Origin of the sequence: Marinobacterium iners (assembly GCF_017310015.1) — a bacterium.
In the GTDB taxonomy this organism is placed as follows: Bacteria; Pseudomonadota; Gammaproteobacteria; order Pseudomonadales; family Balneatricaceae; genus Marinobacterium; species Marinobacterium iners.
In genome coordinates, this window is sequence record NZ_CP022297.1 from 1,190,264 (window position 1) to 1,202,060 (window position 11,797).

The following is an 11,797-nucleotide window of genomic DNA, read 5'->3' on the forward strand; positions in this document are numbered from 1 at the left end:
CCTTTCCTTAATCCTGCAGATACCAGCGACCGGTAGGGCGGTCCTATCGAACCGCACAGTGTACAGGATTTGCCATGATCGATGCAGAGGCGGTAATCAGGGTTGTCTTGGCCTTGAACACTGATCAATCAGGTACACCGGAGAACGGTATTCAATACCACTGTGGTGGCTGAGGCCAATCTCACAGGTGCGACTTGTGGAATAGCCTTCACTGCAGTGGGCGACCGAGTCTTTCAGTGTGCGCAGTGCCGAAGCATTCAATTCAGGTGTGGTAAAACCCTTGTCACCCGCAAAGCCACAACAGGTTATCTGCTCGGGAATCACCAGGTTGTGGCAACAGGCAGATAGAATGCGTTTAAGCGGCTCTGCCAGTCCCATCCTTGTGGTGCTGCAGGTGACATGCAGAGCAACGGGACCTTCTATCGGATCAATAATCAGCTGCGGCAGTACAAAACGGTCCAGGAACTCAATGCTGTCAAATAACTGCAGAGCTGGATCGAGTCCTTCCTGCAGTCGCAAAGAGCAGGGGCTAGTGTCTGAATACACTGGAATGGTGCCTTGGCGGGTCAAGTTCATCAAGACACGATTGAGCTCGTTGCGCTTTTGTTCAGCTGCCTCAAACATGCCCTTGGATTGAAAGGGCATGCCGCAGCAGAGCCCGTCAGCTTGAGTCGGCAGAATGACCTCAAAGCCGGCTTTTTCCAGCAGTGTGATTGTTTTGTCTGCCAGCGAGGATTTGTCTGCCGCCCCGCGCATGGGCCCCATGGTACGGCTGGCGCAGCTGGGCAGGTAAACGACCTGCCCTGTGGCACCGGTGCTGTGGTTACCGCGGGTAGCGGAGAGAGCGGGAGCCGCGGTCGGCATGGCTGGGGTCCACTGCTGTACCCGGTTACCACTGATCTTGCGCAGACCACGCGTCAGGCCGCTCATGGCTGATGTGCCGATCAACCGGTGTGTAGTATCGGCGATGCGGAAAGCGGCCTTGCTAAGACGCATGGCGCCTCCATAGTGGCTGGCAATCCAGGCGGCAGTGTTTTCATGGGACTCATTGTGAAAGTGACGGATTTCACGGGTCAGGTCACCGGTATTGATACCGACAGGACAGCTGGTTGAACACAGACCACAGGCGGCACAGGTTGTATCGCCCTGATAGTCGTAGTCCTTCTTCAACTGACGCAGGCGCTCTGCATCATCGCCGCTGCGCTCAAGCCGCTGAATCTCGCGCCAGACCGCGATACGCTGGCGCGGTGTCAGAGTCAGGTCTCGCGAGGGGCAAACCGGCTCACAAAAACCGCACTCAATGCACTTGTCTACCAGCGGGTTGGCGGCGGGCAGGGGTTTAAGGTTTTTCAGGTGTACCTGCTGATCGCGGTTGAGAATGACGCCGGGGTTGAGAATGCCGGTTGGATCAAGAAGTTGTTTGAGTTCCCACATCAGTTCATATGCGTCGGTGCCCCACTCCAGTTCGACATAGGGAGCCATGTTGCGCCCGGTGCCATGCTCTGCCTTGAGTGAACCACCATAAACTTCGACCACCAGCTTGGCGACATCGTCCATCAGCCCTTCATACCTTATCAGAGCCTCCTGAGTGTCAAACGATTGTGTGAACACAAAGTGAAGGTTGCCTTCCAATGCATGGCCAAAAATCAGGGCTTCGGGGTACTCCCAGCGCTGGAACAGCCGGTGCAGATCGGCAACGGCATCCGCGAGGCGCTCAACCGGGAAAGCGACATCCTCAATGATGACGGTAGTGCCGGTTTCACGCACGGCGCCAACGGCAGGGAAAAGGCCCTTGCGGATCGCCCAGTAACGCGCACATTCGTCCGGATTTGTGCTGAACTCAACTGGTCTCAGAGTTTCAAGATGGATCAGGCTGGCGCAGATAACATCAATTTGCTGCTGCAGTACTGCAGCGGTTTCTGCGCGGGTTTCAATCAGCAGTGCCGCGGCATCATCGGGCAGTTCGCGCATGAAGTCCGGCATGCCGGGCTTGTTTTCGACCGAGCGCAGGCCGGCGCGATCCATCAGCTCGACGGCGGCGACCGGTGTTGCCTTGAGCAGTGCGACAGCCTCGCATGTGGTGCGTACATCATTGAAAAACACCAGGGCGGAGGCCTTGCAGGGATGTTCGGGTACGGTTTTGTAGGTGATCTCGGAAATGAAGCCCAGCGTCCCCTCGGATCCAATCATCAAGTGCTGAAGAATATCGATCGGGTCGCCAAAGTCGATCAGTGCGTTGAGCGAATAGCCGGTAGTATTCTTGAGCCGATATTTGTGTTCGATTTTCTGGCGCAAGGATGTATTTGAGCGAGTCAGCTCTGCCAGTGATCCAAGCGCGTTGAGCATGCAGCGGTGCTGTTGCCGGAACTGCTCGACAGACTCCGGGTTGCCAGTGTCAAGAACGCTGCCATCGGACAGAATCATACGCATGCTGGCGAGCGTGCGATAACTGTTCTGCGCCGTACCACAACACATGCCGCTGGCATTGTTGGCGGCAATGCCGCCAATTTTGGCGGCGTTGATGGAGGCGGGGTCTGGTCCGATCTTGCGCTGAAAAGGTGCCAGATAACGGTTGGCATGGGCACCAATGACACCGGGTTGCAGGCGTATTTCACTGGCATCGGCGTTGATTTTGTGGCCATTCCACCCATCCCCCAGCTGGACCAGTATGGAATCGGTTACGGCCTGGCCTGACAGACTTGTACCGGCTGCCCTGAAAGTGAGAGGCAAGGCGTGCGCGTTGGCCAGGCTGATTAGCTTGATGACTTCCTGCTCATTTTCCACGCGCACAACCAGCTGTGGAATCAGGCGATAGAAACTGGCATCCGTACCATAAGCCAGGGTTCGCAGTGGATCGCTGATCAGCCGCTGCTTCGGAATAAAGGTTTTGAGCTGGTCGAGAATTGCCTGATAGCGAGCCTGCATGTTTAAGCGCCTCAAATTGGTAAGACCAATTATCCATATTTATTTTTCAGACTTTATTGTGATCCTGTTTGGCTGTCAATTGCTCATTAAACAGGCAATAGGAAAAAACAGATGCTTGAATAATTGGTCAAGCCAATTTATGTTGAGGCTTAAACTTATCCACTGGGTCAACCACGCGTCATGTCGTATCAGCGAGTCAAACAGCCAAAAATTTCAGATGTCATCATGCAGCAGCTTGAAACGATGATTCTGGAGGGTACGCTCAAGCCGGGGCAGCGCCTGCCACCGGAACGAGAGCTGGCCAAACAGTTTGATGTCTCTCGTCCTTCGTTGCGCGAGGCGATGCAGAAACTGGCTGCGCGTGGGCTACTGAACAGTCGTCAGGGTGGTGGCACTTTTGTGTCGGAAGAGATTGGCGGCAGTTTGTCTGATCCTCTGCTGGAACTGTTCCGAACCCATCCCGAGTCACAGTATGATCTGCTGGAGTTTCGCCATGCACTGGAAGGCGTCAGTGCCTACTATGCGGCGCTTCGTTCCACGGCTGCAGACAAACTGGAAATTCAGGCTCGTTTTGATGAGTTGCAACAGTTCCATGAGCAGAAATCTTTCGACCGAGAAGTGGCCGCTGATGTCGAGTTTCATCTGGCGATTGCCGCCGCGACCCATAACGTGGTGCTGCTGCACATGATGCGTGCCCTGTTTACTCTGCTGCGTCAGCACATTTGGGACAACCTTGAGCAGATTTATCCCAAACATGATATGCGCGGACGAATCCATGACCAGCACTATCTGCTGCTTCAGGCGATTTTGGCGGGTGATCCTGAAACGGCACGTCAGGCTGCCCATGACCATCTGGCATATGTGGAAGAGGTGTTGCTTGAGCGGGGCAGAGAGCAGACTCGACTGGAAAGAGCGCTCAGACGCGCTAACCTGAGTCATGAGGATGCAACTTGACATTGTCAAAATACTACATCAAGCCCGCTCGAAATACGGGTTAATGCCTAGGAAAATGCGCTATCTGGACAGTGCTTGGGAGTAATTGTAGTATTACTACACACAAAATCATAACAACCGGGACGGCCCGGGGTGCTCCGGCGTGTAATCCATGCCAGTATCAGGCCAGTCTTGGCACATCCACGCTTACAAGTGATCGGAGAAGGCAAAGTGCGAGACATGATTGAAGATATCGATCCAATCGAAACCCAGGAATGGATGGATGCTCTCGAATCCGTCGCCAAAAACGACGGTGACGAACGTGCGCGTTACCTCATGCGCGAACTCGGTTCCAGGGCTGCAGCGCTCGGTGTGCAGGATGCCACCACGCTTAACACCCCATACGTAAACACCATCTCACCTCGCGATGAAGTGCGCATGCCGGGTGATCTGTTCATGGAACGACGCATTCGTTCCTTCATTCGCTGGAACGCAATGGCAATGGTCATGCGTGCCAATGACAATGAAGACGCACTCGGCGGTCATATCTCCAGCTTCTCCTCCTCTGCAACACTCTACGATATCGGTTTTAACTACTTTTTTCATGGCCCTGAAGGCGATCGCGAATCCGACATGGTGTTCTTCCAGGGACACATCTCACCGGGTATTTATGCGCGTGCTTACCTTGAAGGTCGTCTGACAGAAGAGCAGCTGGACAACTTCCGCCGTGAAGTGGATGGCAATGGTCTGTCCTCCTATCCGCACCCCTGGTTGATGCCGAACTTCTGGCAGTTCCCGACCGTTTCCATGGGGCTCGGCCCGATTCAGGCGATCTACCAGGCGCACGTGATGCGTTACCTGTCTGCGCGGGATCTTGTCAAGCGCGGTAACCGCAAGGTGTGGGCATTCCTGGGTGATGGTGAGTGTGATGAGCCGGAAACGCTGGGCGCCATTTCACTGGCAGGGCGCGAGCAGCTGGAAAACCTGGTATTCGTGATCAACTGTAACCTGCAGCGTCTTGATGGCCCGGTACGCGGCAACGGCAAGATCGTGCAGGAGCTTGAAGGCGTATTCAAGGGCGCGGGCTGGAACGTGATCAAGGTCCTGTGGGGGCGTCACTGGGATCCGCTGTTTGAGCGCGATACCACCGGTCTGCTGACCAAGCGCATGAATGAAGTCTGCGACGGTGAGTTGCAGAACTACAAGGCCAACGGCGGTGCCTACACCCGCGAGCATTTCTTCGGCAAATACCCGGAGTTGCTCGAGTTGGTGAAGGACATGTCCGATGACGAGATCATGAAACTCAACCGTGGTGGCCACGACCCCTACAAGGTGTACGCAGCCTACCATGAGGCGATGAACAACAAGGGCCAGCCTACCGTTATTCTGGCTCAGACCGTCAAGGGTTACGGCACAGGCCAGTCCGGCCAGGCCAAGAATGATACCCACTCACTGAAGAAGGTGGCACTGGACGATCTCAAGGCGTTCCGTGATAACTTCAACATTCCGCTGTCTGATGATCAGCTGAAGGAAGTGCCGTATTACCGTCCGTCGCCGGACTCGCCTGAGATGAAGTACATGCTGGAGCGCCGCAAGCAGCTTGGCGGTTTCTATCCGGCACGTCGTACCGAGTTTGAACAGCTGGAAATTCCCGGGCTTGATGCCTTTTCCGGGCAGCTTAAATCCAGCGGAGAGCGAACCCTTTCGACTCAGATGGCGCTGAACCGTGTACTCAGCACCCTGGTCAAGGACAAGAGCATGGGGCAGCGTGTGGTTCCGATTGTACCGGACGAAGCGCGCACCTTCGGTATGGAAGGCATGTTCCGTCAGTTGGGCATATACTCTTCTGAAGGTCAGCGTTACGTTCCGCACGACTCCGACCAGATCATGTACTACAAGGAGTCCAAGAGCGGCCAGATCCTGCAGGAAGGGATTAACGAGGCAGGCGCCATGTCGGCCTGGATTGCGGCGGCCACCTCATATGCCAACAACAACTGCACCATGGTGCCGTTCTACATTTTCTACTCCATGTTCGGCTTCCAGCGCATTATGGACCTGGCCTGGGCAGCAGGTGACTCTCAGGCGCGTGGCTTCCTGATCGGTGCCACATCCGGGCGTACAACCCTGAACGGCGAAGGTCTTCAGCACCAGGATGGTCATAGCCATCTAATGGCGCAAATGATCCCGAACTGTGTCTCCTACGACCCGACCTATGGCTACGAGATGGCCGTGATCGTGCAGGATGGCCTGCGTCGCATGTATCAGGAACAGGAAAACCGGTTCTACTACATCACCACGCTGAACGAGAACTACCAGCATCCGGAAATGCCGCAGGGTGCCGAAGAAGGCATCATCAAGGGCATGTACCTGCTGGAAGAGGGCAAGGATTCCGATCTCAAGGTGCAGCTGATGGGCTGTGGTTCGATTCTGCGCGAAGTGCGCGAGGCGGCAAACATTCTGCGCGACGAGTTCGGTGTTGAGGCGGATGTATGGAGTACGACCTCCATCAATGAGCTGCGCCGCGATGCGCAGGCAGTCAGTCGCTGGAATCTTCTGCACCCTGAAGAGGATGTGCGCAAGTCCTATGTGGAAGAGTGTCTGGAAGGGCGTGAAGGCCCGGTGATTGCATCCACCGACTACATTCGCCTGTACGCGGACCAGTTGCGTGAGTACATCCCGCGCCGCTACAAGGTGCTGGGTACTGACGGCTTTGGTCGCTCGGATACCCGTGGCAAGCTGCGTGAATTCTTTGAAGTTAACCGCTACTACGTCACGGTTGCAGCCCTGAAAGCACTGCAGGAAGAGGGCAAACTGGAGGCTTCGGTTGTCGCCAAGGCCATTCAGAAGTTCAACATCAACCCGGAAAAGCCGGCGCCCTGGACACTGTAAGTGGCAGGCGAGTGAACATCTGACTGGTTAAGCGAGAGGAATTATTGTGACTACCACTACCATTAAAGTGCCTGATATCGGCGGTAGCGAAAACGTCGACATCATCGAAGTATGTGTCAAAGAGGGCGACACCATCGCCGAGGGTGATTCTCTGATCGTGCTGGAGACTGATAAGGCCTCCATGGAAGTCCCCTCCACCCACGCGGGTGTGGTGAAGAAAATTGTTGTTTCAGAAGGCAGCACCTGTAACGAGGGTGACGTGATTCTGGAGCTGGAAACGGACGCGGAGGGCGGCTCTGAGCCAGCGGCGTCTGGTGAGTCTGCAGCGACGAAGGCGGAAGAGTCGGCGCCGGCATCTGAGCCCGAAGCGACCAAACAGGCGGCGCCCACGTCTGATTCCGGCAGCCGCATTGAGCAGGTGCTGGTACCGGATCTCTCCGGCGCATCTGATGTGGATGTGATCGAAGTGCTGGTCAAGGCCGGCGATGAAATCGCTGAAGGCGATAGTCTGATTACTCTGGAAACCGATAAGGCTTCAATGGAAGTGCCAGCCCCGATGGGTGGTAAGGTTGTTTCCATGAAGATTAAGGAAGGCGATCAGGTTAATGAAGGCGACCTGCTGCTCGAGCTTGAAGTCAGTGGCGGCGCGTCCGGATCTGGCCAAAGTGACACTCCGGCTGCTGATGCATCGGTGACACCGTCTAATTCTGAGTCTGCAGCTGAATCTGCGCCTGCAGCTGCATCCGGTGGTGTGGAACAAGTGACCGTTCCGGACCTGTCCGGTGCCAGCGATGTAGACGTGATCGAAGTGCTGGTCAAAGCCGGTGACGAGATCGCGGAAGGTGACAGCCTGATCACACTTGAAACCGACAAGGCTTCTATGGAAGTGCCGGCTCCGAAAGGTGGCAGGGTCAAGTCTGTCAGTATCAGTGAGGGCGATAAGGTCAATGAAGGTGATGTGATCATTGAGCTGGAAGTGGCGGGTGCTCCTGCCGCAGCCCCCAAGGCTGACACTTCCAAGGCTGCATCAGCGCCCGCTGCCAAGTCTGCATCGGCTGCTGCACCTGCCAAGTCGGCTGCTCCGGCAGCGGATAAGAATGTGGATCTTGGAGCGCTTGAGCAGAAGAACCGCAAGGTACATGCTGGCCCGGCCGTGCGTGCACTGGCACGTGAGTTTGGCGTCGAGCTGGCCAATGTCTCCGGTACGGGCCGTAAGGGTCGTATCCTGAAGGAAGATGTTCAAGCCTATGTGAAGTCTGCGTTGAAGCAGCTGAGCGAAAAAGGTCCGGCTGCCGTGACCGGCGGCAGTGGTATTCCGGTCATTCCGGCGGTGGACTTCAGCAAGTTCGGTGAAACCGAGATGGTTAAGCTGAGCAAGGTGGACAAGATCACCCGTGACAACATGTCGCGCTGCTGGCTGAATATTCCGCACGTGACTCAGTTTGATGATGCCGATATCACTGAGCTTGAAGCTTTCCGCAAGGAGATGAAGGACGCGGCTGTGAAGGAAGGCGTCAAGCTGACCCCGCTGCCGTTCATGATCAAGGCCTGTGCCATTGCGCTCAAGCGTCACCAGAAATTCAATGCATCGCTGCATCATGATGGTGAGCACATTGTCTACAAGCAGTACGTCAATATCGGTATCGCAGTGGATACACCGAACGGTCTGATGGTGCCGGTGATCAAGGATGCAGATCAGAAGAGCGTCTACGATCTGGCACGCGAAGCGACCGAGCTGGCCGGCAAGGCCAAGGATCGCAAGCTGAAGCCGAACGAAATGCAGGGTGCCTGCTTCACCATCTCCAGTCTCGGCGGTATCGGCGGCAATGGTTTTACGCCGATCGTCAATGCGCCGGAGGTGGCGATCCTCGGTATCTCCAAGGCGGATATCAAGCCGCGCTGGAATGGCAAGGAGTTCGAGCCGCGCCTGATGCTGCCACTGTGCCTGTCCTACGATCACCGTGCCATCAACGGTGGTGATGCCGGTCGTTTCCTGACCGACCTGAACGGGCTGCTGAGCGATATCCGTCGTCTGGTGCTCTGACCTGCTGTAATCGGCAAGGCTTGGAAATACGGTAATAAAAAAGGGGTGAAGATCCAGTGATCTTCACCCCTTTTTTCGTTGTGCCATAGCGCGGTGCATGACCGGGATAAACTCGCGTGCCTCTAGCCGTAAAACGCCATTTTAACGATGAACAGGGCGGACAGTATCCAAAGCGCCGGATTAAGCTGATCAAAGCGCCCACTCAGTGCTTTGATCACGGTGTATGAGATCAGACCAAAGGCGATACCGGTAGTGATGGAAAATGTCAGTGGCATGCTGACGGCGGCGATGACAACGGGCGCGGCTTCGGTGATGTCATCCCAGTTTATCTGGATCAGGCTGTGAGTCATCAGCACGGCAACGAACAGAAGGGCAGGGGCAGTGGCATAGGCCGGAATGGTGCCTGCCAACGGTGACATGAACAGGCAAGCCAGAAACAGGATGCCCACAACGACAGCCGTGAGGCCGGTGCGCCCGCCGGCAGCGATGCCTGCGCCGGATTCGACATAGCTGGTGGTCGTTGAGGTGCCCATGACCGAACCAGCCATGGTGGCGGTGGAGTCTGCCATCAGGGCGCGGCCCAGGCGTGGCAGTTTGCCATCGGGTGTCAGCAGCTTGCCTTTCTGAGCTACCGCGATGAGTGTGCCCGAGGTGTCAAACAGGTCCACAAACAGGAATGAGAAGATAACACTGACCAGGCCAATGCTGAGAGCGCCGGCTATGTCCAGTTGGCCAAGGGTGGGGGCGAGGGACGGTGGGGCGGAAAATACGCCGTTGAACTCTGTCTGGCCTGCTATCAGGCTGACCAGAGTGATGGCGAGAATGCCGATCATGACAGATCCGGTAACCTGGCGGTAATACAGAGCAGCAATCAGAACAAAACCGATGCAGGCCATGATCGCACCCCATTGACCCATGTCTCCGATAGTGACCAGAGTGGCGGGGTTGTCCACCACAATGCCTGCGTTCTTGAGGCCGATAAAACCCAGAAACAGACCGATGCCTGCGCCAATGCCTGCTTTCAGTGCCAGTGGGATGCTATTGATGATCCACTCGCGAATGCGGAAAACTGACAGCAGGAAAAAGCAGACGCCGGAAATGAATACGGCACCCAGTGCGGTTTCCCAGCTGTAGCCCATCTGTCCGACAACGGTAAAGCTGAAAAAGGCATTCAGGCCCATGCCGGGTGCAAGCGCGATTGGGTAGTTGGCCCAAAATCCCATCACAAAACAACCGATGGCCGCTGCAAGGCAGGTGGCGACAAATACGGCGCCTGCATCCATTCCGGTACTGGCCAGCATCGAGGGGTTCACAAAAATGATGTAGGCCATTGTCAGAAAGGTGGTGATTCCGGCAATGACTTCAGTCTTGATGGAGGTGTTATGCTCTTTGAGCTTAAATATCCTGTCCAGCATGAGTGAGATATCCACAGATTACGGGAAAGGCGAAATTCTACCTGAGTCTCACGCAGTGATCAGTATTGAATATGATGAAAGGCGGGAAAGAAGATTGGTCGGGGTGACAGGATTTGAACCTACGACCCCTGCCTCCCGAAGACAGTGCTCTACCAGGCTGAGCTACACCCCGACGCAATACCTAGATTCAGCAAGTGGTCGGGGTGACAGGATTTGAACCTACGACCCCTGCCTCCCGAAGACAGTGCTCTACCAGGCTGAGCTACACCCCGACAAAGCTGAAGCTAAGTAATTGTTCTGATTGGAGGATGGCGTGGGAGCGCCTCAATCAGGAACGGGGCGCATTATAGAGAGCCGGTGCCTGATTGCCAATAGGCGAGAGGTATTTTGTTAAGAAAATAAGTACACTCCTCAACGCTGATAACAGTGAAAAAGGGGGGGATATGCTGATTGGGTTGATGGTGCTGCTGATTTGTCAGCTGCTGGGTGAGTGGGTGGTGTTGGCGTTGGAGCTTCCGGTACCCGGGCCGGTAATGGGCATGGTACTGCTGCTGGTAGGGCTGGTGATCAAGCGACAAGTGCCGGACCTGATCCGGCAGCCATCCGAAGGTTTGCTGCGCCATCTGACGTTACTGTTTGTTCCGGCTGGTGTTGGTTTAATGGTGCATGCCGAGCTGATTGCGGCTGAGTGGCTGATTATTATGGTGGCGCTGGTAGTCAGTACAGTCGTCACGGTACTGGTGACGGCGCTGGTACTGAAACGATTGACTCGTAAGCTGGATATGGCCGCATTGGAGGAACGGCGATGAGTAGCTTTTGGGTCTATTTTGCCGCCAAGCCCCTGTTCTGGATTATTGTCACCATTGCCACTTTTCTGTTCAGTAGTTGGCTTAATCGGAGGGTGGGAGGCACGCCTCTGCTACACCCTGTGCTGGTAGCACTGTCGCTGATCATTGTTTTTCTCCAGCTGACCGGAACGGACTATGACACCTATTTTAGTGGTGCCCAGTTCATTCATTTTTTGCTGGGGCCAGCAACAGTCGCCCTCGCAGTACCCCTGTATGACCATTTTGAACGGGTCAAGAAAATGTTGGTGCCGTTACTGGTTGCGTGTTTGTGCGGCGCGGTAACCGCCAGTGCATCGGCCATCCTTGTGGCCTGGGTATTGGGCGCATCCGAAGGGATGCTTTTGTCATTGGCGCCCAAATCCGTGACTTCACCGATCGCCATCGGGATTGCCGAGAAAATTGGTGGTTATCCTTCGTTGGCAGCGGGTCTGGTACTGATTACCGGCGCCATCGGATGCATTGTTGCGCCCCCGCTTTTTCGGTTGCTCAAAATCGAGGATGATGCCGTGAAGGGGTTTACCCTGGGGGTTTCAGCTCATGGTTTTGGTACGGCGTATGCTTTTGAGTTCAGTACGCTGGCCGGTGCTTTTTCCGGGCTTGCGATGGGGATGACCGGGTTGCTGACCGCTTTTCTGGTGCCGGTGTTGGTACGAATATTCGGGCTGGGGTGACCTTGAATACGGCGGCTTGCGTAACAGCCGTGTTGCGGATTTGCGAAAACCGGTCTGCAGCAGTAAAGTTCG

General features: G+C 55.5%; 7 protein-coding genes and 2 tRNA genes. 5 read left to right on the forward strand and 4 right to left on the reverse strand.

The window, feature by feature from the left end:
• Positions 1–96: 96 nt before the first annotated feature.
• Complete coding sequence (locus tag CFI10_RS05820) at positions 97–2,925, reverse strand: FAD-binding and (Fe-S)-binding domain-containing protein (protein ID WP_206840485.1); 2,829 nt, start codon at positions 2,923–2,925, stop codon at positions 97–99.
• Positions 2,926–3,105: 180 nt separating this feature from the next.
• Between CFI10_RS05820 and pdhR the strand changes: the two genes are divergently transcribed.
• The 3 genes from pdhR (at position 3,106) to aceF (ending at position 8,791) form a co-directional block, all read left to right on the forward strand.
• Positions 3,106–3,879 carry a pyruvate dehydrogenase complex transcriptional repressor PdhR gene (gene pdhR, locus CFI10_RS05825; protein WP_091825631.1) on the forward strand — a complete coding sequence of 258 codons (774 nt, stop codon included), beginning with the start codon at positions 3,106–3,108 and terminating at the stop codon, positions 3,877–3,879.
• A 219-nt stretch (positions 3,880–4,098) separates the two neighbouring features.
• Positions 4,099–6,747, forward strand: coding sequence for a pyruvate dehydrogenase (acetyl-transferring), homodimeric type (gene aceE / locus CFI10_RS05830; protein ID WP_206840487.1), 2,649 nt, complete (start codon positions 4,099–4,101; stop codon positions 6,745–6,747).
• Positions 6,748–6,793: 46 nt separating this feature from the next.
• Entirely contained in the window at positions 6,794–8,791 is a 1,998-nt protein-coding gene (aceF, locus tag CFI10_RS05835) for a dihydrolipoyllysine-residue acetyltransferase (RefSeq protein ID WP_206840489.1), read from the forward strand.
• Positions 8,792–8,913: 122 nt separating this feature from the next.
• Here aceF and CFI10_RS05840 read toward each other — a convergent pair whose 3' ends face one another.
• The 3 genes from CFI10_RS05840 to CFI10_RS05850 form a co-directional block, all read right to left on the reverse strand.
• Entirely contained in the window at positions 8,914–10,206 is a 1,293-nt protein-coding gene (locus CFI10_RS05840; RefSeq protein WP_206840492.1) for an NCS2 family permease, read from the reverse strand.
• A gap of 95 nt (positions 10,207–10,301) precedes the next feature.
• Positions 10,302–10,378 (reverse strand) — tRNA-Pro (locus CFI10_RS05845).
• Positions 10,379–10,401: 23 nt separating this feature from the next.
• Positions 10,402–10,478 (reverse strand) — tRNA-Pro (locus CFI10_RS05850).
• A 171-nt stretch (positions 10,479–10,649) separates the two neighbouring features.
• Between CFI10_RS05850 and CFI10_RS05855 the strand changes: the two genes are divergently transcribed.
• A complete protein-coding gene (locus CFI10_RS05855; RefSeq protein ID WP_091825642.1) occupies positions 10,650–11,015 on the forward strand; it encodes a CidA/LrgA family protein in 366 nt (121 codons plus the stop codon).
• Complete coding sequence (locus CFI10_RS05860) at positions 11,012–11,725, forward strand: LrgB family protein (protein ID WP_206840493.1); 714 nt, start codon at positions 11,012–11,014, stop codon at positions 11,723–11,725. The genes CFI10_RS05855 and CFI10_RS05860 overlap by 4 nt, the downstream gene beginning before the upstream one ends.
• Positions 11,726–11,797 lie beyond the last annotated feature (72 nt).

What these genes read in the sequence shown, in the direction of transcription:
- CFI10_RS05855 (WP_091825642.1), top strand. Translation starts at nt 10,650, where the DNA reads ATGCTGATTGGGTTGATGGTGCTGCTGATTTGTCAGCTGCTGGGTGAG.
- CFI10_RS05840 (WP_206840492.1), bottom strand. Translation starts at nt 10,206, where the DNA reads ATGCTGGACAGGATATTTAAGCTCAAAGAGCATAACACCTCCATCAAG.
- CFI10_RS05820 (WP_206840485.1), bottom strand. Translation starts at nt 2,925, where the DNA reads ATGCAGGCTCGCTATCAGGCAATTCTCGACCAGCTCAAAACCTTTATT.
- CFI10_RS05860 (WP_206840493.1), top strand. Translation starts at nt 11,012, where the DNA reads ATGAGTAGCTTTTGGGTCTATTTTGCCGCCAAGCCCCTGTTCTGGATT.
- pdhR (WP_091825631.1), top strand. Translation starts at nt 3,106, where the DNA reads ATGTCGTATCAGCGAGTCAAACAGCCAAAAATTTCAGATGTCATCATG.
- aceE (WP_206840487.1), top strand. Translation starts at nt 4,099, where the DNA reads ATGATTGAAGATATCGATCCAATCGAAACCCAGGAATGGATGGATGCT.